This window comes from Paraglaciecola sp., assembly GCF_039942875.1.
Lineage (GTDB): Bacteria > Pseudomonadota > Gammaproteobacteria > Enterobacterales > Alteromonadaceae > Paraglaciecola.
Window position 1 is genome coordinate 73,703 of sequence record NZ_JBDVBQ010000005.1, and the last position, 23,888, is coordinate 97,590.

The 23,888-nt window shown below is 40.6% G+C and carries 18 protein-coding genes; 11 read left to right on the forward strand and 7 right to left on the reverse strand.

The window, feature by feature from the left end:
- Positions 1 to 2: 2 nt before the first annotated feature.
- The 6 genes from dnaX to ABJE44_RS01535 all read left to right on the forward strand — a co-directional run bounded on the left by dnaX (position 3) and on the right by ABJE44_RS01535 (position 6,788).
- Positions 3 to 2,411: a DNA polymerase III subunit gamma/tau gene (gene dnaX / locus ABJE44_RS01510; RefSeq protein WP_348112205.1), complete on the forward strand. Its 2,409-nt coding sequence runs from the start codon at positions 3 to 5 to the stop codon at positions 2,409 to 2,411.
- 42 nt (positions 2,412 to 2,453) lie between these two features.
- Positions 2,454 to 2,780 (forward strand): YbaB/EbfC family nucleoid-associated protein, encoded by a 327-nt coding sequence (locus tag ABJE44_RS01515; protein ID WP_348112206.1) that lies wholly within the window; start codon positions 2,454 to 2,456, stop codon positions 2,778 to 2,780.
- A gap of 10 nt (positions 2,781 to 2,790) precedes the next feature.
- Positions 2,791 to 3,393 (forward strand): recombination mediator RecR, encoded by a 603-nt coding sequence (recR, locus tag ABJE44_RS01520; RefSeq protein ID WP_348112207.1) that lies wholly within the window; start codon positions 2,791 to 2,793, stop codon positions 3,391 to 3,393.
- 159 nt (positions 3,394 to 3,552) lie between these two features.
- Positions 3,553 to 5,493 (forward strand): molecular chaperone HtpG, encoded by a 1,941-nt coding sequence (htpG, locus tag ABJE44_RS01525; protein ID WP_348112208.1) that lies wholly within the window; start codon positions 3,553 to 3,555, stop codon positions 5,491 to 5,493.
- Positions 5,494 to 5,684: 191 nt separating this feature from the next.
- Positions 5,685 to 6,329, forward strand: coding sequence for an adenylate kinase (gene adk / locus ABJE44_RS01530; protein ID WP_348112209.1), 645 nt, complete (start codon positions 5,685 to 5,687; stop codon positions 6,327 to 6,329).
- Positions 6,330 to 6,398: 69 nt separating this feature from the next.
- Complete coding sequence (locus tag ABJE44_RS01535) at positions 6,399 to 6,788, forward strand: MAPEG family protein (protein ID WP_348112210.1); 390 nt, start codon at positions 6,399 to 6,401, stop codon at positions 6,786 to 6,788.
- A gap of 119 nt (positions 6,789 to 6,907) precedes the next feature.
- Here the strand turns inward: ABJE44_RS01535 and ABJE44_RS01540 are convergent, their stop codons facing one another.
- The 6 genes from ABJE44_RS01540 to ABJE44_RS01565 form a co-directional block, all read right to left on the reverse strand.
- Entirely contained in the window at positions 6,908 to 7,369 is a 462-nt protein-coding gene (locus ABJE44_RS01540; RefSeq protein WP_348112211.1) for an Hsp20 family protein, read from the reverse strand.
- A gap of 275 nt (positions 7,370 to 7,644) precedes the next feature.
- Positions 7,645 to 8,337, reverse strand: coding sequence for an aspartate/glutamate racemase family protein (locus ABJE44_RS01545; RefSeq protein WP_348112212.1), 693 nt, complete (start codon positions 8,335 to 8,337; stop codon positions 7,645 to 7,647).
- A gap of 106 nt (positions 8,338 to 8,443) precedes the next feature.
- Positions 8,444 to 11,020 carry a M1 family metallopeptidase gene (locus ABJE44_RS01550; RefSeq protein WP_348112213.1) on the reverse strand — a complete coding sequence of 859 codons (2,577 nt, stop codon included), beginning with the start codon at positions 11,018 to 11,020 and terminating at the stop codon, positions 8,444 to 8,446.
- Between the two features lie 184 nt (positions 11,021 to 11,204).
- On the reverse strand, positions 11,205 to 12,848 hold the full coding sequence (locus ABJE44_RS01555) for a long-chain-fatty-acid--CoA ligase (protein WP_348112214.1): 1,644 nt from the start codon (positions 12,846 to 12,848) through the stop codon (positions 11,205 to 11,207).
- 60 nt (positions 12,849 to 12,908) lie between these two features.
- Positions 12,909 to 13,667 carry a glucose 1-dehydrogenase gene (locus ABJE44_RS01560; RefSeq protein ID WP_348112215.1) on the reverse strand — a complete coding sequence of 253 codons (759 nt, stop codon included), beginning with the start codon at positions 13,665 to 13,667 and terminating at the stop codon, positions 12,909 to 12,911.
- Between the two features lie 16 nt (positions 13,668 to 13,683).
- Positions 13,684 to 14,601, reverse strand: coding sequence for a haloalkane dehalogenase (locus ABJE44_RS01565; RefSeq protein ID WP_348112216.1), 918 nt, complete (start codon positions 14,599 to 14,601; stop codon positions 13,684 to 13,686).
- 251 nt (positions 14,602 to 14,852) lie between these two features.
- On the opposite strand from ABJE44_RS01565, the gene ABJE44_RS01570 reads away from it, so the two are divergent.
- From ABJE44_RS01570 to ABJE44_RS01590, 5 genes are all read left to right on the forward strand, one after another.
- Positions 14,853 to 16,982 (forward strand): 3-hydroxyacyl-CoA dehydrogenase NAD-binding domain-containing protein, encoded by a 2,130-nt coding sequence (locus tag ABJE44_RS01570; RefSeq protein WP_348112217.1) that lies wholly within the window; start codon positions 14,853 to 14,855, stop codon positions 16,980 to 16,982.
- A 55-nt stretch (positions 16,983 to 17,037) separates the two neighbouring features.
- A complete protein-coding gene (locus ABJE44_RS01575) occupies positions 17,038 to 18,219 on the forward strand; it encodes an acetyl-CoA C-acyltransferase (protein ID WP_348112218.1) in 1,182 nt (393 codons plus the stop codon).
- 70 nt (positions 18,220 to 18,289) lie between these two features.
- Positions 18,290 to 20,089 carry an acyl-CoA dehydrogenase C-terminal domain-containing protein gene (locus tag ABJE44_RS01580; RefSeq protein WP_348112219.1) on the forward strand — a complete coding sequence of 600 codons (1,800 nt, stop codon included), beginning with the start codon at positions 18,290 to 18,292 and terminating at the stop codon, positions 20,087 to 20,089.
- Positions 20,090 to 20,190: 101 nt separating this feature from the next.
- Positions 20,191 to 21,105, forward strand: a complete 915-nt coding sequence (locus tag ABJE44_RS01585) for an alpha/beta hydrolase (protein ID WP_348112220.1) — start codon at positions 20,191 to 20,193, stop codon at positions 21,103 to 21,105.
- Positions 21,106 to 21,263: 158 nt separating this feature from the next.
- The gene (locus ABJE44_RS01590; RefSeq protein WP_348112221.1) at positions 21,264 to 23,195 is read left to right on the forward strand and encodes a hypothetical protein; all 1,932 of its coding nucleotides are present in this window, start codon (positions 21,264 to 21,266) and stop codon (positions 23,193 to 23,195) included.
- Positions 23,196 to 23,268: 73 nt separating this feature from the next.
- Here the strand turns inward: ABJE44_RS01590 and smrB are convergent, their stop codons facing one another.
- Positions 23,269 to 23,844 carry an endonuclease SmrB gene (gene smrB, locus ABJE44_RS01595; RefSeq protein ID WP_348112222.1) on the reverse strand — a complete coding sequence of 192 codons (576 nt, stop codon included), beginning with the start codon at positions 23,842 to 23,844 and terminating at the stop codon, positions 23,269 to 23,271.
- Between the last annotated feature and the right edge of the window lie 44 nt (positions 23,845 to 23,888).

Here is a 23,888-nt window from a genome sequence, read left to right on the forward strand (position 1 = left end):
CTATGAGTTATCAAGTTCTAGCGAGAAAATGGCGGCCTAACCGTTTTGGTGAACTAGTTGGGCAAGAGCATGTTGTTACTGCCATTTCTAACGCTCTTGATAATGATAGATTACACCATGCGTATTTGTTCACGGGCACCCGTGGTGTGGGTAAAACCACAATAGCTAGAATTTTTTCAAAAAGTCTTAACTGTGAGCAAGGATTAGGATCTACACCTTGTGGGTTATGCAGTACCTGTAAAGAAATAGAGCAGGGGCATTTTATTGATTTATTAGAAATTGATGCTGCATCTCGTACTAAGGTAGAAGACACTAGAGAATTGCTAGACAACGTACAATATAAGCCCAGTCGAGGGCGATATAAAGTTTATCTAATAGATGAAGTTCATATGTTGTCTAAACATAGTTTTAATGCTTTGTTGAAAACATTGGAAGAGCCTCCTCCACATGTAAAGTTTTTATTAGCGACAACTGATCCTCAAAAATTACCCGTCACTATTTTATCTCGATGTTTGCAGTTTAATTTAAAAGCCTTATCTCGATCGCAAGTAAGCCAACAATTAGACTTTGTCTTGGGACAAGAACAGATTCCTTTTGAGAAAGAAGCACTAGCACAGTTAGCAAGGGCTGCCCAAGGCAGTATGCGAGATGCGTTAAGCCTAACCGACCAAGCTATTGCCCAAGGCAATGGTCAAGTTAGTTTGCAAATTGTGACTGACATGCTTGGGTTGATGGATAAAAATCAAGTCATAAAAGTGGTTAATGCTATTGTACAAAAAGATAGTGTCTCAGTGATGCAGCAAGTAGAGTTGATGGCACAACAAGCGCCAGATTTTAGCGCTGTTTTAGCTGAAGTTATGAGTTTATTGCACCAAATTGCATTGACTCAGTTCGTACCAGAGGCCTGTAAGCTTGAAACCATTGCGGCCAGAGCTATTTTTCAACTAGCCAAATCAGCACCAGCAGAGCAAATCCAGTTACTTTATCAGATAGCCTTAGCGGGCAAGAAAGACTTACCATACGCAGCGGATCCCAGAAGCGGGTTTGAGATGACTTTGTTGCGCATGTTAGCTTTTTGCCCTGCTGGCATAAAACTAAATGCGGAAGCCATTGCAGAACAAACTGCAGAGCAAGCTCCTATTGATATTCCAAATGCAAGTAAATTAAGCACATCTGAATCAATAGAGTCAATCCCTGTTGCAGCCGCACCACAAGAACATCAGCAGCCACAGCCAACTGCAGAAATACTAGAAAAGTCTCAATCAGAACCAAGTCCCATAGTTACTGAGCCCGAGGAAATAAAGTCATCTGTATCAGTTGATGCTCAAGCAACTTCAGATAAAGAACAAGCACTCAATGCTCAGCAACAAGAAATTTTAAACCAGGCACAAGACTATGGTTACCAGCCTATAGACTATGACCAAATGACGCCTGTTGGCTCAGAGGAGCAAGTCGCGACTCATACCTCAGACCACGATTTTGCGCCAAGCAACGAACAAGCAAGCGTGCCTTCTCCAGCTAAAAGTACGGCTGAGCTTATTGCTCTTAGAAACCAGTTTAAAGATAACCAAAGTCAAGGGGAGGGAAGTGCGCCGCAGGTAAAAAAGTCTGAGCCTGAGGATAGTCTTTTACAAGATGGATCTACCTTAGATTCACCTGTCTCAAAACCAGAAGCTGAAGAAATTAATACTGACCAGAGCTCCGAGTCAGAAGTTAAACCTAATCCGTTTAGTATTCGAAAAGTCCACCCGCCGACTCAATCCGCTTCTGTAGAGCCTGTTTTAGCACCTCAAATAGTTGCCGCAGCTACAGAGCCCACTTATCAAAATGAAATTCCACCATGGCCTGTAGAAGGGACTTCTCAAAGCGAGAAGGCCGATAATTCTGCCATGGAAAGGTTTTCTGAGGAAGGTGTGCTTGAAGTTGAACCTACTCAAGTGTTTGATCCAAATGCCCATTTAGATACTGAAAATGTAGGGGAGGTTACTGTCACAATACCCGCATTTTTAGAGAATAATCAAAAAGTTATTCATTCCCAGCAGGTGGATGATTGGAGTAAGTTAATTAATGAGATGCAAGTTACAGCGTTAACTAAGCAACTGGCATTGCATTCGGCATTTGAGCAAGAGGGCAATGTAATTAAATTAACGTTGTTGGACAGTAAAGCCCATCTAGATTCACCAAGCGCTAGACAACAACTTAGCGATGCCATTTACAGTGCATTAAATACCTCTGTTGAACTTGAAATTCAGCTAGGTAAACCCATTAATACCCCTTATGCGTTGCAAATGGAAATTAATAAAGTAAGAAAAGCTTACGCTAAAGACGTGATTCACAACGATAGTGGTATAAAGCTACTGCAAGAGTTGTTCAACGCAAAAGTAGACGAACAAAGCATCCTTGCTAGATAGCAGTATGATTAAGAAAATTATCTAATTTAAAGAGAGAAAACTATGTTTAAAGGTGGAATGGGCAACATGATGAAGCAGGCTCAGCAAATGCAAGAGCGTATGCAAAAGAGCCAAGAAGAACTTGCCAATACAGAAATTACCGGAGAGTCTGGTGCTGGGTTAGTTAAAATTACTATGACGTGTAATCATGCTGTGCGCCGAGTCGAGATAGACCCTAGTTTGATGGAAGATGATAAAGAGATGATTGAAGATCTGGTTGCAGCTGCCATTAATGATAGTAACCGAAGAATTCAAGAAACCACCAAAGAAAAAATGGCTGGTGTAACGGGTGGAATGCAAATGCCTCCTGGCATGAAAATGCCTTTCTAGAAATTATCGAATGCAATTTAGCCCGTTAATAAAAGAACTCATTGACGCTTTTAAGATATTGCCAGGGGTAGGGCCGAAAAGCGCTCAGCGTATGGCATTTCATCTGTTAGAGCGAAATCGTCAAGGTGCGATGAAGCTTAGTAACGTGTTACATGATGCTATGGAGCATGTGAAACACTGTGAGCAATGCCGTACCTTTTGTGAAAATACCCTATGTGAGATATGCGCAAACCCAAAGCGTCAAGAAAGCTTACAAATATGTGTAGTTGAATCTCCACAGGATGTGCTTGCCATCGAACAAACTCTGGAGTTTAAAGGGCGTTACTTTGTGCTTATGGGGCGGCTTTCACCTATAGACGGGATTGGGCCCGCAGATATTGGGTTAGAAGACTTAGCGAAGATACTTGAGAATGAAGGGATTCAAGAAGTTATCTTGGCAACCAACCCCACAGTGGAGGGTGAAGCAACGGCTCATTATATTGCACAAATGTGTAAGTCTAATGAGATTAAAGCTAGCCGTATTGCCCATGGTGTCCCTGTTGGTGGCGAATTAGAGTTCATTGATGGCAATACACTCACCCATGCTTTTAATGGTCGACGTAGTCTGCTGTAAGCGAGATAAACCATCAAATATCTGCCAGCTTGTATCCACAAGCTGCTTATAGTTTTAATTTTTTGAAAAATTAAGTTTATTTTTTCCTTGAAAACAAATTAACCGGCCTCATCTCATTAACCGTCATTTTAGCAACCACAAATTAGGAGATACTTGGTTATGGCTGAAGCAGCCCAGCAAGAAACTCATGGATTTCAAACCGAAGTAAAACAATTACTTCAATTGATGATCCATTCGCTTTATTCAAATAAAGAAATATTCCTTCGTGAACTTGTATCAAACGCTGCAGATGCGGCGGATAAGTTACGCTTTAAAGCTCTATCAAATGATAGCCTATACGAAGGCGACGGTGATTTACACGTTAAGTTAAGCATTGATAAAGATGCAGGTACAATAACCATTGCCGACAATGGCATAGGTATGAACAAAGCCGATGTTATTGAACATTTAGGTACTATTGCTAAGTCAGGTACGAAAGAATTTTTTGGTAAGTTATCTGGTGATGAAGCTAAAGATTCTCAGTTAATTGGTCAATTTGGAGTAGGTTTTTATTCTGCTTTTATCGTAGCTGATAACGTAACGGTACGTACTCGTGCGGCCGGTGATGACGCCACTAATGGGGTGCAGTGGGAATCTGCTGGTGAAGGTGAATTTACTATTTCCGATATTGAAAAAGTAGATCGTGGTACAGAAATTACTTTGCACCTAAAAGAAGACGAAAAAGAATTCTTAGACGATTGGAAATTACGTTCAATTGTTAGTAAATATTCTGACCACATCAGTATTCCGGTTAAAATGTTTAAAGAAGAAGTGCCAGAAAGCGAAGGTCCAAAAGGTCCTGATGGCGAAGAGGGTGAAAAAATCCCAGCCGTTCCTGCATATTGGGAAGCTGTAAATAAAGCGACTGCTTTATGGACACGTGATAAATCAGACGTAAGTGATGAAGAGTATAAAGAATTCTACAAACATATTTCTCATGACTTTAGTGATCCTTTGACCTGGTCTCACAATAAGGTTGAAGGCAAAACCGAATACACTAGCTTATTGTATATTCCATCTAAAGCCCCTTTCGATATGTGGAATCGTGATCAAAAACACGGACTTAAGTTATATGTACAACGTGTATTTATCATGGACGAAGCCGAGCAGATGTTACCGACTTATCTGCGTTTCGTTAAAGGTTTACTCGACTCAAACGATTTACCATTAAATGTATCTCGAGAAATCTTACAGGACAACAAAGTTACTCAAGCAATGCGCCAAGGTTGTACTAAGCGCGTATTACAAATGCTTGAGAAAATAGCTAAGAAAGATCCAGAAAAATATCAAGCGTTTTGGGCTGAGTTTGGTAATGCCTTGAAAGAAGGGCCGGCTGAAGATCATGCAAACAAAGAAAAAATTGCTGGTTTAATGCGTTTTGCTTCAACTCACACAGACTCTGAAGCACAGACGGTTTCTCTTGCTGACTACATTAGTCGTATGCAAGAAAAACAAGAGAAAATTTACTATATTACAGCAGATAACTACCAAGCTGCTAAGTCTAGCCCGCACTTAGAAATCTTCCGTAAGAAAGGAATCGAAGTGTTGTTAATGGCTGACCGCGTTGATGAGTGGTTAATGTCTCATTTAACTGAGTTTGATGAGAAATCATTTCAGTCTATTACTCATGGAGCATTAGACTTAGGTGACTTAGAAGACGAAGACAGTAAAAAAGCGTTAGAAGAGGCCGAAAAAGAAGTTGAAGGGCTAATTGACCGTGTTAAAGCTGTGTTAGGCGATAAAGTAAAAGAAGTTAAGTTTACACATCGTTTAACTAACTCCCCAGCATGTATTGTTGCTGATGAGCAAGGCATGACGACACAGATGATTAAACTAATGCAAGCTGCAGGTCAGCCTGTACCTGAAGCTCAGTATCATTTTGAGATGAACCCAGAGCATCAGTTAGTTAAATTATTAGCTGACGTGCAAGATGAAGAACAGTTTTCACAATGGACTGGTGTACTTTTCGACCAAGCTGCTTTGTCTGAACAGGGAAGTTTAAAAGACCCTGCTAGCTTTGTGCAAAACTTGAACAAGCTACTAGCAAGCTTAGCTAAATAAGCCTTAAAAAGGCGAGTTTAATATTGTAAAAACGAGCCTAAGGGCTCGTTTTTGTTTTAAAAGCTTAAAAGTATATATATTACGACCTTTGTCTTATATATAACGTGTATTATTGTTGTAACATTAAAGTTGTATGTGTAAAGTTCCTGCTTTACTTTTTTTAAACACAAATATTATTCAGAGGACACAGCATGCGCATTATTCTTCTTGGTGCTCCTGGTGCAGGTAAGGGTACTCAAGCCCAATTTTTGATGGGCAAATTTGGCATTCCACAAATCTCTACTGGAGACATGTTAAGGGCTGCGATTAAAGCAGGTACAGAGCTTGGCTTGGCTGCAAAGAAAGTTATGGACGAAGGTAAGCTCGTTTCTGACGAACTTATTATAGGCTTGGTAAAAGAACGTATTGCTCAAGTTGACTGTGAAAATGGATTTTTGTTAGATGGTTTTCCTCGTACTATTCCCCAAGCTGATGCCATGAAAGAAGCGGGTATCAAAGTTGATCATGTGATTGAGTTTGATGTGGATGATGAAGTCATTGTGGAGCGCATGAGTGGCCGTAGAGTTCATTCTGGTTCTGGTCGTGTATATCATCTTGTATATAATCCTCCTAAGGTTGAAGGTAAAGATGACGAAACTGGTGAAGATTTAGCTATTCGCCCAGATGATCAAGAAGAAACCGTCCGTAAGCGTCTTGGTATATATCATGAACAAACTAAGCCTTTAGTAGACTATTACACCTCTGAAGCGAATTCTGGTAACTGTGCATATCATAAATTAGATGGTACCGCGCCAGTTGAAAACGTCAGCGCCAAGCTAGCCACTTTACTAGGCTAAGCCACAGCGAACAAATTATTATATAACAGCCCACATTTTGTGGGCTTTTTTATGTTTTGGAGAGAATAAATGCATACACCTATTACCGCTTTTTATGCAGGATTATTAGGAATATATTTACTTTATTTATCAGCTTTAGTAGTAAGAGGGCGATTTAAAAAGCAGATCCCATTAGGAGATGGCGGGGATTTTCACTTTCAACAAGTTGTTCGCGCCCATGGTAATTTTACAGAATATACACCAATTGTACTTATTTTACTTTTTGTAGCAGAAGTGAATGGTAGTAATAGCATTTTGTTACATTGTGCTGGTAGCGCACTTTTTTTTGGCCGTGTCATTCACTCTTTTGGACTAAGGCGTCACACCGGACCCAGTTGGCAAAGAGTGTCTGGTATGTTGATGACCTTTTTATCGTTAGTGATCTTATCTATTTTAAACATACTTATTTTATATAAGTAGCCTGCTGGCTAAGTTAAGCTCTGACATTATTTGATATTGGGTTGCTTTTAAACTCAATAAAAAACGGCGCTCACTAGGCGCCGTATTGGTTTACACACAAAATCGGGAAGGGGAGAGGCTTATTCGTTATTTTCGATAAGCTTACTACCAATCTCTATTTTTCTTGGCTTCTTCGATTCAGGAACGACTCGTTCTAAATCTACATGTAATAGGCCATGCTCTAAGTCAGCAGCAAGTACTTTAACGTGATCTCCTAACTGGAATTTACGTTCAAAGCTTCGCTCTGATATGCCTTTGTGTAAAAATTTCCGTTCTTCTGGTTTGGTGTTGTTGACACCTTCTTTAGGCGCTTTAGTACCAATGACTTGTAAGGTATTCTCTTGAACTTCAATACTTACTTCATCTTTGGCAAAACCTGCTATAGCCATAGTGATACGGTATTTATCCTCAGCTAATAATTCAATATTGTAAGGAGGGTAAGATGATTGTTTTTCGTTTCTTGAAGCCGTATCAATCATAGATGCTAAGTGGTCAAAACCAATGAATGAACGGTAAAGTGGAGATAGATCGATGTTACGCATAAGTATATCCTCATAAATTAAGCAATATAAAAAAGTTAAGTGCCCCGAAAAATCGGCGGCTTATTGGTATAGCTTTCCATGTCACCTTCCCACTATGGGAGTACCTACTTAATGTTAAGTCTGGTACTGCAAAAACACCTCTTGTGTTTTTGTGTCAACCCTTGCGGCGTCGACATAATAGATATGTAGATAAGCTGATTTTTTTCAATGTATATAAAGTGAAAAAAAATTAAATTTATGTTTAAGTGCATGATAAATATGAAAAATTATATTTTTTATTTTAAGGCTTCTTTCACTGCCGCCAATGTATGAATACTTGTAGTATCGTAAAGGGGGGTATGAGTATGGTGTTTTTCAATCAATAATCCAATTTCTGTGCAGCCTAGAATGACGCCCTGGGCTCCTTTTTTAACTAGGTTTTCAATGATGTCGAGGTAAGCTATTCGCGAAGACTTTGACACCTTTCCTAGGCATAACTCTTTATAAATTATGGAGTGAATGACATTCTGCTCTTCATCTGACGGCACAATTACATCTATGCCATAATGTTTGATAATACGCTGCTTGTAAAAGTCTTGTTCCATAGTGAATTTTGTACCCAACAAGCCTATTGTGGTTATTTTGTCTGTTGTGAGTTGTTCACCTGTTGCATCTGCAATATGTAACAAAGGGATACTGACTGATGTGGTTACATAGTCGGCAACTTTGTGCATTGTATTGGTACAAATAAGGAAAAAGTCTGCTCCTGCAGCCTGTAATGAGCGAGCAGCATCAGCTAGTATTTCTGCCGTTTTTTGCCAATCACCCTTGTGTTGCAGAGATTCAATTTCAGCGAAATCTACACTGACTAGAATTACTTTAGCTGAGTGTAATCCACCCAAACGCTGTTTTATTGTTTGGTTAAGCTGTTGATAATAACTCGCTGTTGACTCCCAACTCATGCCACCAATTAAGCCTATAGTTTTCACTTTATTTCCAAAGGTTTAGACATTTACGAAGCACGATAGCGTGATTTAGATCAAAAAAAAACTGGTAAATAGTTACCAGTTTTTTAAAGGAGAGAGTTGGCTCAGTTTAGTGAGCAACAGCCTCACGTAAATACTTATTAAAGCTATCTTGGTTCGCTTCTTTTAAAGCCACACATTGACTCGACTTAGATAAGGTAATCTCGTAACTTCTTGCCATTCCCTCAAAGTGGTCTTTTTTGTCGGCATAAAAATGTTTTGCCGCCTCAATATCTTTTTTGTTGCAACTCGTTGATAAGTATTCCGGAAAATGCGCGACATGATAGGCTGGCATTTTTTGGGTTAGGGCATTAAAGTGTTTGCCCAACCACTGATAAAACATATTTTTGTTTTCTAAGTCGCTGATAGCGCGGCTGACAACTGTAATGGTATTCGCTGGTGTTACATATTCAGAGAGAGCAAAGTCTAATGTTCTTTTGATATGTTCATCATCGCTAAAGATCATTGCATTGGCTAAGGTACCTCTGACTAATGCGTCGGTATTGTTGATATACAGATCTTTCATCTTTTGAAACCAGTCATCTTGACTATGCCTAGCCATAGCGGCAAGTGCCTTAGTGGCGATATTTCTTGGCACACTTGTAGGGTCTGACATGTATTCTTCTGCTAATGTTTTGTTTATTGCGACCATGCTTTGAGTATCTGAATATCGGCTTAGCACTCCGTATACAGCACCACGTAAACGAGTTGTGTCAGTAGAGTCTTGAGGTTGGTCATTTGTGCCTAGACGTTCGAACCAAGGAGTAAGCTGTTCAGTGACAAACTTTGCAAATAAATCTTCATTGTTCTTGTCTACTAAGTATAAGAATTGATTTAACGTTGAGACAACCGCGCTGCCAATCATAGGATCTTCATCGGCAATTAATGTATTAAGTACAGCCATCACCTGGGTTAAGTCCGCTTCACCTGCGGCGAATAAAGCTTCTGTGTTATACAGAAGTGATTTCTTTTCTCTAGCGTTCAGTGCTGATATATCTTCTAACAAAGCATTAAGTTGTTGTGGTGATACCTTCCAGCGCATGTATCCCATGGCGTTGTCATTCGGGAAAATCCAATCGGCTTCTGACAATTCGTTAACTTTGGTTTTAGCTAAGTCTAAAAATAAGTTTGTACGAGCGATTTTACCGTTTTTCTTGTAGCTAATAGACAGAGGAACAATCCAAGTTTGCTCTTTTACCTCTGCTCCTGATAGGTGATAACGGCTCTGACTAATCTCGCCGTTAGTTGAAAACGAAACTAAGGGGTAGCTAGGTTGCTCAAGGTAGGTTTTCATCATAGCAGGCACATCGAAGTCAGCTACCTTAGATAAAACTTCCCAGAGGTCTCCAGCTTCAGCATTGCGCCATTTGTTGTTTTTCATGTAAGTTTGTACGCCCTTCTGGAACGACTCTTGGCCCACCATAGATTCAATTAGTTGCAGAATAGACTCACCCTTACTGTAGTTTAGCCCGAGACCATCCATAACATCGCTTTGACTTTTAACCACTTTTTTTACAGGTTTTACCGTAGGGCTAGAGTCTGCTCCAAATGCTCGTTCTTGTACTAAGCTACCTTTAAAGTTTTGCTCTGGGTACAAATCCATCATCACTTTACTGGCCATCCAGGATGCAAACGCTTCGTTTAACCAAAGATCGTTCCACCAAGCCATAGTTACTAGGTTGCCGTACCACATATGGGCAAGCTCGTGGGCAATAACATTAAGGGTACTGCGCTGCTCAGCAACACGAGGTTCATCTTCTAGTAGCAAAAGACTACTGCGGTAGGTCACTAGGCCTACGTTTTCCATCGCTCCATACGTAAAATTGGGAACCGCTACAAAATCAAGTTTTTCATAGGGATAAGGAAACCCAAAATAGTTTTCTAGGTTCGCCAAAATCCTTGCAGTGTGTTTTGCTGCAAATTTAGTGCGTGATGCTTGACCTTTAGGGGTGTAGATTTTGCCTGGCACGTGAAGGTTTGGAATATCATATGAGTCGAGCTCACCCACAGCCAGCGCGATTAAATAAGTCGGCATAGGTTTGGTTTTTTTAAACGCTACAGTTTGCCAACCATCCTTTACCTGACGAGTTTGGACAGGAGTGTTAGATAACACCGTATGTTTTTCTGGTGATATGATGGTCATTTGGTAAGGAATTTTAAATCCTGGTTCATCAAAACTAGGAAAAGCTTGTCTGGCGTACATGTCTTCAAATTGGGTGAAAATGTAATTTAACCCTTCAAATTTTGATAAATATAAACCATCTGATGTGTTATTAACGGAACCGCTGAATACTATATGTAATTTGTAGCGGTTGGCTGGGATAGTGCGCTGTGCTTTACCTTGCTGTATATCATACTCATGTGACGAGACGTTCAATGGGATCCGCGCATCTTTACCAATCAACTCAGCCTTTTGAATATTTAGATCTTTTTGATAAAAGCCAATGGTGTCAGTTTGCCTGATGACATCTATGGTAATGGTGGTTTCACCACTAAATGTTTCTTGGTCTGGATCGATTTTCAACGTGATTTGCTGAAAGCTTGGGTTGATATACTTAGATAATCTGTATTGTGTATCTTGTGCAAAGGCATTAACGGCTGTGGTAGCCAGCAGTAAAAGCCATAAACCAAAGGGTTTACGTATCATAATATTTCCCTGAATATATTTTTGTAGTAAGTGCTGATTTAAATCAGTCGCCGCACCTTAGATAAATCGTTATAAATTGCAAATATAAAAACGTAAAAAAGTGTGTTGTAGATTGGGTAAAAAATCAAAAGCAAAAAAAAGGCACCTAAGTGCCCAAAACGTTCCCCTTAAACTTTATTGTTTCTTAATTAGGAAACTCATATCCTTCTAAGGTTTTACGCAAAGAAAGTTTGTTTAGCTTGCCGGTAGCGGTATGCGGAAGTTCATCCATAAATACCACGTCATCAGGCATAGACCATTTATGTAATTTATCTTTTAAAAAGCTTTTTACTTCTTCGGTCGTTACTTGTTCGCCTGCTTTTTTCACTGCAATTAACAAAGGGCGTTCGGTCCATTTTGGATGATAGCGGCCAATAGCAGCGGCTTCTGCAATGGCAGGATGGCTGACCGCTGCATTCTCAATTTCAATTGAGCTGACCCATTCACCCCCTGATTTTATGACATCTTTGGTACGATCAGTGATTTGCATATAACCTTGTGGGTTAATCGTGGCCACATCTCCAGTATCAAACCATCCCTTTTCATCTACAGGGCAACCTTGACTTCCAGGCTCTTGGGACATGCCATAATAGCCACTAGATACCCATGGCCCTCTTACTTTAAGTGCACCAAAGGCCACGCCATCCCATGGGAGTTCGTTGTTGTTCTCGTCTACTATACGCATCTCAAGTCCAAATACGCCTCTGCCCTGCATACACTGAATGTCGATAATTTCTTCTTCTGATAGGTCTTCCATGCCTGATTTTCGACAAAATATGGAGCCGAGTGGGCTGGTTTCTGTCATCCCCCAGCCTTGAATGACTTCAACGTCATGGGCATGTTTGAAGCGTTCAATAACGGTACGAGGGCAGGCAGCTCCGCCTACGCTAACACGCTTTAATGAGGGAATGGTTTTTCCTGTTTTTTGAAGATAATCAAGTAATCCTAACCAAATTGTCGGAACGCCAGAGCTAAAGGTGACCTGTTCTGATTCAATTAAATGCTGGAGGGCTTCGCCATCGGCCATCTTGGGTCCAGGCATCACCATTTTTGAGCCTGCCATCAGAGATGCGTAAGGTGCCCCCCAAGCATTAACATGAAACATAGGTACAATAGGAAGCGTGGTTTCTTTATAAGATGCTGCGACTACATCGGGCATGCTGCCTCCCCATGCGTGTAAGAGTGTTGAGCGATGACTATAAACCACTCCTTTGGGGTTACCTGTGGTACCTGAGGTGTAACACATGGCACTGGCTGTATTTTCATCGAACTCAGGCCATTCAAATTCAGAAGATTCTTCACCTAATAATGTTTCGTAACACATCACATTTTTCAGTGACGTGTCTGGCATGTGAGCTTCATCGGTTAAAACTATATATCCCTCCACCTTAGGTAAGTGGGCCTGCAATGCTTCAAGTAAAGGTACAACTAGTAAATCAACAAATATGAAGCGGTCTTCAGCGTGATTGATAATATAATTCACTTGCTCAGGAAATAGCTTAGGATTGATGGTATGGCATACCATGCCACTACCAGAGACTGCGTAGTACAGCTCTAAATGGCGGTAATCGTTCCATGCTAGAGTACCAATACGGTCCCCAAACTTTGCACCTAATTTGACTAATGCATTGGCCAGTTGGCGGCTACGGTTCGCAAAGTCTTTGTAGGTATGTCTATGCCTAGGGTTATCTGCGGTGACTGATACTATTTCTGTATCAGGAAAGTTTCTGTCTGCATGTCTGAGGATAGAAGATATCATCAGCTGGGAGTTCATCATTAAGGCTTGCATAAGGGCTCCTTGTAAATAATTTGAATTCTTTGTTCTTTATATTTTGTTTAGTTTGCGTGTCTACCAAGCAGACACACCACCATCAATCGCAATCGTTTGTCCTGTCATGTAAGAGTTGCCCGGTGATAGCACCAACAACATGGCATTAACTATTTCTTGTGGATCGGCAAGGCGTTTAATAGGTGTTCCCCGGGCGAGTTGTGCCTGTCCTTCTGCAGATGCTAAATCACCTAAGATTGCAGTTGGGCTGTAGAATGGGCAGATGGCGTTGCAACGAATGCCTTTTCGGGCGTACTCAACTGCTGCAGTACGGGTTAGTCCTGCAACTGCATGTTTGGCTGCGGCGTAGGCTCCACCTTTAGGCGCTCCCCCTATGCCAGCCATCGAACTTAAGTTTAAAATGTGGCCTTCACCTTGGGGGAGCATGGCAGCAATTTGGTATTTCATGCCGTAAAGAACGCCTTTCACATTGACGTTAAATTGGCTATCCATGGTGTCTTCTGACAGTAAATGTAAAGGTGTCATTTCGTGTGCAATACCGGCGTTATTCACACCAATATCCAGTCGACCAAATTTGTCGATTGCAGTATCTACCATAGCTTTACATTCTCGTTCTTTAGCGACATCGCAAAGCATAGTGATTACATTGTCTTTGTTTTGTACCAAAGCGAGTGTTTCATCTAGGCTTTGTTGGTTAATATCACTTATTACCAATTTACAACCTCTACTTGCTAAGCCCTGTGTTAATAAGCGCCCAAAGCCACTTCCGGCTCCGGTAATTGTGGCTACTTTGCCACTGAAATCTAATAATGCATCCATTTTTATGGTCCTGTTACTACTGAGTTATTGGGTTAGAAGACATGAATTCTAAAAGTACTTTGGCGAGTGTTTCTCCTTGGTCTTCTTGTAAAAAATGACCACCGTTTTTAATCGTGGTGTGGTTTTGTCCGGCACAACCTGGAATGAGTTTCTGAATGATTTTGTCTCCACCTGCTGTAACAGGATCAGTGTCACTAAAGGCGGTTAAAAAAGGATTGTTGAATGCTTGTAAACTTTGCCATGCTAAGCGGTTATTGGCGCTTTGGGGATCATCGGGACTCGTCGGTACTAATAATGGAAACTGCCTAACGCCTGCTTTATATGATTCGTCAGGAAAAGGAGCATCATATGCTGCTAGCACATCCTCGCTTAACTCATTGACTGTGGCCCCTTTAATGATCCCCGAAACTGGGAAGATATCTACTTCTTGTGAAAATTTTTGCCAGCTTAAAAACGCTTCACTGGGCGGGTGGTCGCCTGTTGGTAGCATAGTATTTGCAGCTAAGACTCTAGCGAATAATTTCGGGTGCTCAGCCACTAAACGTAATCCCAATAACCCTCCCCAATCTTGGCAGACCAAGGTGATGTTATTAAGGTCTAGCTGCACCAATACTTGACGAACCCAGTCAAGGTGACGTTGGTAGGTGTAGTCTTCTCTTTTAGTGGGTTTATCTGATTTCCCAAATCCAATCAAATCTGGGGCAATCACTCTATAGCCTTTACAAACTAGAGGTCCTATCATTTTTCGATATAAATAACTCCAGCTAGGCTCCCCGTGTAGCATCAAGACTATCTCACCATTTTTAGGGCCTTCGTCAACATAGTGAAGGTTTAAAAAACCGCTTTCAGTATCCTCAACACTCAAGTAGTTAGCTTGATATTGATAATCACTTATCTTGTTAAAACTTTTGTCTGGCGTAGTTTTAAATTGCACTTTCAACTCCGTTGTGTGAATGAGTTGTAAAAATATTGTTGCGATAGAAAATCAAAAGCAAGCTATAAAGTCAACTAGTGCAAAGTGATGAAATGCTATTGATTCAGTGAATATATGGTGTTTTCGAAAAGACAATTGTAAATATAGTGTAATAACTTCAGGTTATTCTGTTGTATAAAATCAATAAATTAGAATGATTGATTTAGGTGGCCTAGTATTCTGCCATCACTCTCTACTGGTAAAGAACTTTTATGAATCAAAATGACTTACAAGCTGTAGCCTACGAAGTAATTGACACACCTGCTTCAAAAAAAGTGGCCACCTTATGGATGCAAAATCCTCCCGTTAATGCTTTATCAAAATCTGTCAGAGTAGGTTTACTTGAAAACCTTAATAAGGCGATGGCAGATGACTCGGTTGATATTATTGTTATTTCATCAAAGCAGAATTTGTTTTCTGGAGGGGCCGATATTAGCGAATTTTCTGGTGGTGATTTAGAGCCTAATTTGCCAGTAGTATTAGATGCTATCGAACACTCGTCTAAACCAGTGGTAGCTGTTTTAAATGGCCCCGCTTTTGGTGGTGGGCTTGAAGTTGCGCTGGCGTGTCATTATCGGGTTACTTTCGCAAGTAACAAAGTCGGGTTACCTGAGGTCAATTTAGGGATTTTACCTGGCGCTGGGGGCACTCAACGTCTTCCTAGATTGGCGGGTGTTCAGCAAGCACTAGATATGATTGTTTCGGGGCGTCCTGTGGCGGCTAATAAGTTAACTGGTGTATTTGATCTTGTGGTTGACGCTCCAGAAACTTTATTAACTCGCGCCATAGGTTTTTGTGAAGAGGTTGTCGCTAAAGGCGGTCAAGTTCGTAAAACCTGTGATGTGCAAGTTGACGCAAGCTCTGCCCCGAAAGAGCTATTTGAACAATACCGCAAAGGTTTAGCTGTTAAAGCTCGAGGCTTCTTTGCTCCAGAGCGTTGTATACAAGCCGTTGAGGCGTCAGTGGCTTTACCGTTTGATGAGGGGTTAAAACGTGAAGGTGAGTTATTTATGGAGTGTATGGGTTCTAAAGAAGCAAGAGCTCAGCAACATTTCTTTTTTGCTGAGCGCTCTGCGTCTCATGTAAAAGACTTTGATAAAACCACCCCTGTCAGAGATATTCAAAAAGTCGGTATTATTGGTGCGGGGACCATGGGTGGAGGCATAGCGATGAACTTTGCTAATGCTGGTATTCCAGTCATCATACTTGAACTTCAGCAAGAGGCTTTAGATAAAGGCCTGGCGCTTATCCGTAAAAATTATGAGAACTCAGCTAAAAAAGGGAAGTTAACCCAAGAACAAGTAGAACAAAGAATGGCTTTGCTGAGTGGGTCGACCGCTTATGCTGATTTGGGAGATGTTGATTTAGTCATTGAAGCTGTGTTTGAAAAAATGTCTGTGAAACAAGAAGTATTTAAATCTTTAGATGCAGTATGCAAGCCAGGGGCAATTTTAGCCTCTAATACTTCTACTTTAGATATTGATGAAATAGCAAAGGCAACTAAACGCCCTGAAGATGTAATTGGTTTACATTTCTTTAGCCCTGCTAATGTTATGAAGCTGCTAGAAGTGGTTAAGACCAGCAAAACCTCACCTGAAGTGATTAAAACTTCAATGAAAATGGCCAAGAAAATTAATAAGGTCGCTGTGTTAGTCGGCGTTTGTTTCGGATTTGTGGGTAACAGAATGATTGAAACCTACGGTCGTGAAGCTAACCGTATGATGCTAGAAGGAGCCACTCCAGAAAACGTCGATAAAGTTATCTATGACTTTGGTTTACCTATGGGACCTTTCACCATGGGAGATATGGCAGGACAAGATATCGGTGCTTTTGTACGTGAGTCTCGTCGTGAGTTTATCAAGCACGACCCAACCTATTGTATTTTAGCTGACAAGTTAGTTGAGCAAGGCCGAGTCGGTTTAAAAGCAGGAAAAGGGGTGTATTTATACGAAGCAGGTAATCGCAAACCTATTCCTGATCCCAGTGTAATGGACTTAGCTAAGCAAACTGCAGCTGATTTAGGCGTTGCGCAACGTGATATCTCTGACCAAGAGATTATCGAACGCATTATTTTCCCAATGATCAACGAAGGCGCTTTGATTTTAGAAGAGGGCATTGCCGCTAAATCAAGTGATATCGATGTTATTTATGTATATGGCTATGGCTTCCCAGTATATCGAGGTGGCCCCATGCAGTATGCCGATGAAATTGGTTTGAAAACCGTCTATGACGCCATGTGTAAATATCGAGATGAACTAGGCGAGCATGGAAAAAATTGGTTTGAGCCAGCGCCATTACTGAAAAAATTAGCCGAGCAAGGCAAGCGATTTTCTGACCTATAACGGCTCAGTTTCACTATCAAATAAACGAATTATGTAACCTATTAAAGAGAAGATTATGAAAGAAGCAGTCATTGTATCAACAGCAAGAACCCCTATTGGCCGTGCCTATAAAGGTGCATTTAATAACTTAGAAGCACCAAGCTTAGGTGGCCATGCAATTCGAGAAGCCGTTAAAAAGTCGGGAATTGATCCAGCAAGTGTTGACGACGTCATTATGGGGAGCGCACTCACTCAGGGGAGTGGTGGCATGAACATAGGCCGTTTAGCTGGTTTAGCAGGTGGCTTACCTGTATCAGTCTCTGGTATGACGCTAGACCGTCAATGTAGTTCAGGAATGTACGCTATCGCGACGGCTGCTAAACATGTGATAACTGACAATGTACCCGTAATGGTAGCCGGCGGTCTAGATTCAATTAGCTTAGTACAAAACAAATCAATGAACACTCATCGTATGGTTGATCCGGCTTTAGCTAAAATGCATAAAAATATTTATATGCCTATGCTACAAACCGCTGAAGTTGTGGCTGCCCGTTACGGCATTAATCGTGATGTACAAGACGAATATGCTTATCGCAGTCAAATGCGCACCGCTGCTGCACAGGCTGCAGGCAAGTTCGATGATGAAATCGTGCCAGTAACTGCAACTAAAGTGCTTGTTGATCGTGAAACTAAAGTAGAAAGCTTCCAAGAAGTCACCTTAAGTAAAGATGAAGGGAACCGCGCGGACACTACCTTAGAAGGTTTACAAAATCTAAAACCAGTTATAGAAGGTGGGGTTATTACCGCGGGTAATGCCAGCCAGTTATCTGATGGTGCATCAGCCAGTGTCATCATGAGCAGCAAGTTAGCAGAGCAACAAAACCTCAATCCTCTTGGTGCTTATCGAGGCATAGCAGTAGCAGGTTGCGAACCAGATGAAATGGGAATTGGCCCTGTCTTCGCAATTCCAAAACTACTCAAGCAACACGGCCTTACCATGAACGATATTGGTTTATGGGAATTAAACGAAGCCTTTGCTGTGCAAGTTCTATATTGCCGCGACAAGCTAGGCATTAATGACGATATTTTAAATGTTAATGGCGGCGCAATTTCTGTTGGTCACCCATACGGCATGAGTGGTGCCCGCATGGTAGGTCACGCCTTAATCGAGGGAAAACGCCGTGGTGCTAAGTATGTAGTTTGCACTATGTGTATTGGCGGCGGTATGGGTGCGGCTGGTTTATTTGAAGTTTACTAAACCCATTTTAGTGGCTTTCAGTGAGTTGGTAATGAGAGCCAGTTGAGTCAATTTATTTTAGAGGTAAGTTATGCAAGATTATAAAGCCCCACAAAAAGAAGCATTGTTTGTGATGAATGAACTGTTAGGTTATGAAAAGCATTATGCAGACCTAGGGTTTGAAGATGCATCTCCCGACATGGTTGAAGCTATTTTTTCTGAAGCAGCAAAATTTGCAGAAAATGAATTAGCACCAATCAATGCCATTGGTGATCAAGAAGGCTGTAAATGGGATGACGGCGTCGTCACCACCCCAACAGGTTTTAAAGAAGCCTATCAAAAGTATGTTGAAGGCGGATGGACGGGTATGACCCATCCAGAAGAGTTTGGTGGTCAAAACCTTCCATACTCTTTAGGTAGTATAATTGCAGAGTGGTTTTCTGCGGCTAATCACTCTTGGGCTATGTACCCGGGCTTGAGTCAGGGGTGTATGGAAACCCTCAAAGAATGGGGCACCCCTGAACAACAAAAAATGTTCTTGAACAACCTAGTGGCGGGTACATGGACTGGAACTATGTGCTTAACTGAGCCTCACTGTGGTTCTGACTTAGGCATGCTTAAATGTAAAGCTGTGCCAAATGATGACGGCAGTTACAGCTTGACAGGGACTAAAATCTTTATCTCTGCCGGTGAGCACGATATGTCTGAAAATATTGTACATATTGTTATTGCACGTTTACCCGATGCACCAAGTGGTACTAAAGGCATTTCTCTGTTTGTTGTACCTAAGTTTCATGCTGGTCCAGATGGTGAAAAACTAGAGCGTAATCAAGTGTCATGTGGTTCTATCGAACACAAAATGGGTATCAAAGCCTCTGCAAGTTGTGTCATTAATTTTGATGGAGCAAAAGGTTATCTAGTTGGAACTGAAAACCGTGGTTTAAATTGTATGTTCACCTTTATGAATAGCGCCCGAATTGGCACTGGTCTTGAAGGTTTAGCTGCTTCTGATGCGGCTTTTCAAGGTGCCTTAGCTTATGCTAAAGACCGTTTACAGTTTAGGTCAATGAGCGGTGTTAAAAATCCAAGTGGCCCTGCTGATCCTATTATTAACCATCCTGATGTACGACGTATGTTACTGACACAAAAAGCCTTTGCCGAAGGCAATCGAGCCTTAGCTGTATACGCCATGCAATTAGTTGATGTTACCCACGCCAGTCAAAATGAAGACGCCAAGGAGCTTGCTGAAGCTAAATTGGCATTTTTGACTCCTATTGTGAAAGCATTTTTAACTGAAACAGCTCAAGAAGTCACAAGTTATGGTATGCAGGTTTTTGGTGGTCACGGCTTTATAGCAGAGTGGGGCATGGAACAATTAGCACGTGATACCCGTATTTGTACTATGTACGAAGGCACCACAGGTATCCAGGCGCTAGATTTATTAGCCCGTAAAGTAGCAGGCTCAAGGGGTAAGTTATTAAGTGTATTTACCGATGAGGTGAAAGAGTATTGTTTAAGTATTCGTGGCAAAAGCCAATTCAATGAATGGTCAAATAGCTTAGATAAACATGTTCACGAGTGGCATCAAAAAACTGAAGAAATCATGCAGCGTGCCGCATCAAACCCAGAAGAACTAGGCGCTGCATCCGTGGATTACCTAATGTACTCTGGTTATGTAGTAGTGGGGTATTTCTGGTTGAAAATGGCCGTAGTGGCTCAGCAAAAAATTGATGACGGTACGGACGACGTGGAATTCTATAAAGCTAAGCTTCACACCGCTAAGTTTTATTTTGACCGCTTGTTAGTTCGGACTCGTTCACTCTCTTTATCTATGGACTCTGGCGCAAGTAACTTAATGAGTATGGAAGAAGAACAATTTAATATTGTCTAAATAGCAAAAGATTGGTCAAAGCCAACAAGAAGCTAAGCAGGGGACTAAAAAGCGAACTTCGGTTCGCTTTTTTATTTGATTGAAATGATTAGGTAAAATGTATGAAGCATCGATTTATTAAAGTAGACCAAACCAATATTCACTATGTTGAAGGTGGGCCAGAGCAAGAAAACTCTGATGCAACTATCAAAACTATGGTGTTTTTACATGGGTTCCCCGAATACTGGGAAACATGGCATGCTCAGTTGGACTATTTTAGTGAAAAGTATCGAGTTATAGCGCCTGATTTACCTGGGTATAATTTGAGCGACAAACCACAAGACCAATCTTTTTATGAAGTCCCTAATCTTATCCAATTTTTAGCTAAATTTATTCAGCAAATTTCTAAAAATAAAAAGGTAGTCTTGGTCGCTCATGATTGGGGCGGGGCAATTGCATGGCCGTTAACTGCGTTTTTTCCTCAATTGATTGAGCGCTTAGTTATTTTAAATGCAGCACACCCCAGTACCTTTACGCGAGAAATGATCAATAACCCAGAGCAAAGGCAAAAAAGTGAATATATTCATGAATTAATTGCAGCCAATGCTGTTGAAAAACTCTCAGAAAGACACTTTGAATATCTCAAAAATGAAATTTTCACAGGAATGAAAGCCGGGACCTTAACGGAGGACCAGCGCCTTAAATATCAAACAGCATGGGCGCAAGAGGGAGCGGTAGAAGGCATGTTGCAATACTATCGTGCCATGCCACAACTCGCACCATCTAAGAGTGCAAAGCAGGCAAGTGATGGCCCAGTAGTTGCGCCTACTAATATGAAAATTCCTATTATCCGTATTACTTGTCCCACCTTAATTTTGTGGGGTGAACAAGACCAAGCATTTGTTAGGCAAAATCTTGATGGGATCGAAGAGTATGTACCCGATGTAAAAGTAGTGCGTTTTCCCGAGGCTAGTCATTGGCTACAACATGAATTACCCAATTATATAAACCGAGAAATAGCTGTCTTTATAAAGTAATTTAAATGCATATTTGTTTAATTTTTACCAAAGAAAAGCGAGAGGTCCTTATTTAACTGGTCATTGCCTTATTAACTTTATTATTAAAAATATGTCATTCTATTTAATTGTTTTAGTGGATAATAGCCCAAGGAATAGAGATAAATGGATTGTAAGTCATGTTTACCCGCAGTAAGTTAATCGTATTTTTAATCTTAGTTGGTGTCGCAATTGGGTGTGTACTTAGATTTGTAATAAATGAAGATGAAAATCAAATCGAAGATGCCATATCTGAGTTAGTTGCCTCAAACGAAGTTGGCAATACTCAAGTGGTGGTATACCCAAATGTTACTAAAGCTGACAATCCGTATTCTACTAACTTAAGTGATTGCAACCGCTTTACTAAACGTAAACGGCAATATGATTATAGTTGGGCAAGGAGTGAACACGAAACTTGGGGCAACTATTTATCGCGGGGGTATTCAATAGATGATATTACCTTAGCAGTAGAGTACTTTTTGAACTCTAATTTTGCTGCAAGCTTTAGAGTCAAACAATTACGCACTAATTCAGAATTAGTTACTAAAAATAGAGTTCTTAATGAGGAGTTAAAAAACTACTTTCCTGAAGTTGTTGAAAGTAAAGTCTTTCATATATCAAGAAAAATACCGGCCTCAAATTTTAAGAATTACGGAACTTTATCTCGCCAAGAAAAGCAACTCGTCTTAGCTACCTCGCCACCCAGTATTGATGACGTGGCTTACTTTACTAATCAAAAAGATGTACTAGATGTAGACATCATGGCGTTAATTGACGCAACAAGTAATCCAAAGGGGATTGTCGGATATGACAGATTAGAAGCGGTTTCTTTACTTGACTATGCCATTAATGCCAATCGATTACCTGTGGTTGAGCATTTACTGAATATAGGATTAATGCCGACATCAGATAAATATTTAGGTTCATCGATGGAGTGGGCTCTGGCTAGACTAAGGAGCAGAACTGCACCAGAAGAGATAGCTGACTCGGTGAAAATTATCAAATTATTGAAAAACAAAGGTGCCAAAGCTAGGTTTAAGACAAAAACTTATCTCAAAGTAGAAGGGGATTTTCCTCGTCGTTATTATGAGTTTGATAGAGCGAAAATAGAGCATATTATGAATGAATATGGCCTAGATTTAACAAGTATTGAAACGGAATCCCCACTATATTTAAATGAAGGTAATGAATTACTGATTGCTCTTAAAGATGAGCGTCAGACGTACGTTCTTGAACAGTTTGAGTTGAGGGATATCAATCCTTATTTAGCTGCATGTGACCTTATTCAAAAAACGATTGCCAAAAAATGGAAACCCAGACAACCCCAAGAAATTATTGATAAACTGGGAGAAAGCAATGTGTATTCCTCAGCAGAAATAGAATCTCTGCTGTCAGATATAGATCCGTATTTGGTTGATTTTTATAGAATAAAAAATGATAGGTATGTGCGCAAGCAAATGTATGTAGATGTGCCTGATAATGTTTTTCGACCACTAAATGCTGGAAAGCTCCCCCAAGTTATTGATTACTTTTTAAGTTTAGACTTAACAGACGCCAATAAAAATTGGGTGTTAATTCAAATTCTCCTCTATAACATTAGTTTTTATGATGGATTGGTCGCGAGTGATTTGATGGTAGATAAAATTGAATATCTAAACCTGAAAAATTACCGCCTTTTAAACCTTCAGAAAATCCAGCAATTAAACGAAACTAGCTATGATTTATTAGGACAGGACGTAAGAAATAAAACGCTATTATATTACGCTGTTCGCAGTGGCGATCTTCAATTAGTGATGTATTTGCAAGAAGAAAATGCGCCCTTTGTGATAACTTCGTTTGGTGAAGATCCACTACATGCCGCATTAAATGAAAGTCGATATCGTGAAAATTTTAATACAAATATTATTCCCATTGTTGATGTTTTAATGAGGTACTCCCCTGAAATAGACGAGTTTCATCTTCAGAGAATGGCCGTTTTAGCACTCACTGCACCACAGGTATACCAAGAGTTAGTTACAAGACATCCTCAATTGGCGGCTAAGACTGACTTATCTCTTCCAAAAGTTAGGTGATATTGAATCTTCAAATAGGGAAGTTAGTTTGGGCTGGTGAGTTTAGCGTGAGTAGATTAGGGGTGTTAGCGTGCTAGTACTTTGCGTGATGTAAAGGTAAGTCAATTAGCACCAGCACTGCAGCTTGGCCGCCCCATTCTTTTGGAGCTTGGTGAAAAGCTAATACTGCCGGGTGCTGTATCAACCAATTGGGAATCGCTTTTTTTAAAGTATAAGTACCTTTGCCATGCATGATACTGACACAATAGACATGTTGCTTTTGTGCCGCATGAATAAGGGCTGCCACTTCGTGTTTGGCTTCTTCTTTTTTTAAACCGTGTAAGTCTAATATTAGGTCTGGTGGGTAGTCGCCACGGCGTAAGCGTTTTACTTCGTGGCTATCGGTGCCTGGCTTGATATATTTTATGGGCTGATCAATTTCAAAATGGCCTTCAAAACCATCAGAAAACTCAAAAGCCGCCGCGGCTTGACGCATTTCTGACTGAGAAGCTTGATTTTTTTGCTTGGTATTCCAATTCTGCTTGCTGGAAAAGCGTTGAGGCGGTATTTTGTCCTGCTTTATTGGCGCGATATCTTTGAACTCTTTTTTAAAAAGGTTTTCTTCTTCGAAATCAGTTTGAGTTTGGTTACGAGATGGCGTGTTTTTCATTCATTACAAAATAAGTATCAATTTTCAAGTAGCATAACAAACAT

Excerpts from the sequence above, each read along its gene's own strand:
- ABJE44_RS01590 (WP_348112221.1), top strand. The coding sequence starts at position 21,264 with ATGTTTACCCGCAGTAAGTTAATCGTATTTTTAATCTTAGTTGGTGTC.
- dnaX (WP_348112205.1), top strand. The coding sequence starts at position 3 with ATGAGTTATCAAGTTCTAGCGAGAAAATGGCGGCCTAACCGTTTTGGT.
- ABJE44_RS01580 (WP_348112219.1), top strand. The coding sequence starts at position 18,290 with ATGCAAGATTATAAAGCCCCACAAAAAGAAGCATTGTTTGTGATGAAT.
- adk (WP_348112209.1), top strand. The coding sequence starts at position 5,685 with ATGCGCATTATTCTTCTTGGTGCTCCTGGTGCAGGTAAGGGTACTCAA.
- ABJE44_RS01585 (WP_348112220.1), top strand. The coding sequence starts at position 20,191 with ATGAAGCATCGATTTATTAAAGTAGACCAAACCAATATTCACTATGTT.
- ABJE44_RS01560 (WP_348112215.1), bottom strand. The coding sequence starts at position 13,667 with ATGGATGCATTATTAGATTTCAGTGGCAAAGTAGCCACAATTACCGGA.
- ABJE44_RS01570 (WP_348112217.1), top strand. The coding sequence starts at position 14,853 with ATGAATCAAAATGACTTACAAGCTGTAGCCTACGAAGTAATTGACACA.
- ABJE44_RS01540 (WP_348112211.1), bottom strand. The coding sequence starts at position 7,369 with ATGCGTAACATCGATCTATCTCCACTTTACCGTTCATTCATTGGTTTT.
- ABJE44_RS01575 (WP_348112218.1), top strand. The coding sequence starts at position 17,038 with ATGAAAGAAGCAGTCATTGTATCAACAGCAAGAACCCCTATTGGCCGT.
- htpG (WP_348112208.1), top strand. The coding sequence starts at position 3,553 with ATGGCTGAAGCAGCCCAGCAAGAAACTCATGGATTTCAAACCGAAGTA.
- ABJE44_RS01550 (WP_348112213.1), bottom strand. The coding sequence starts at position 11,020 with ATGATACGTAAACCCTTTGGTTTATGGCTTTTACTGCTGGCTACCACA.
- ABJE44_RS01535 (WP_348112210.1), top strand. The coding sequence starts at position 6,399 with ATGCATACACCTATTACCGCTTTTTATGCAGGATTATTAGGAATATAT.
- ABJE44_RS01555 (WP_348112214.1), bottom strand. The coding sequence starts at position 12,848 with ATGCAAGCCTTAATGATGAACTCCCAGCTGATGATATCTTCTATCCTC.
- smrB (WP_348112222.1), bottom strand. The coding sequence starts at position 23,844 with ATGAAAAACACGCCATCTCGTAACCAAACTCAAACTGATTTCGAAGAA.
- ABJE44_RS01515 (WP_348112206.1), top strand. The coding sequence starts at position 2,454 with ATGTTTAAAGGTGGAATGGGCAACATGATGAAGCAGGCTCAGCAAATG.
- recR (WP_348112207.1), top strand. The coding sequence starts at position 2,791 with ATGCAATTTAGCCCGTTAATAAAAGAACTCATTGACGCTTTTAAGATA.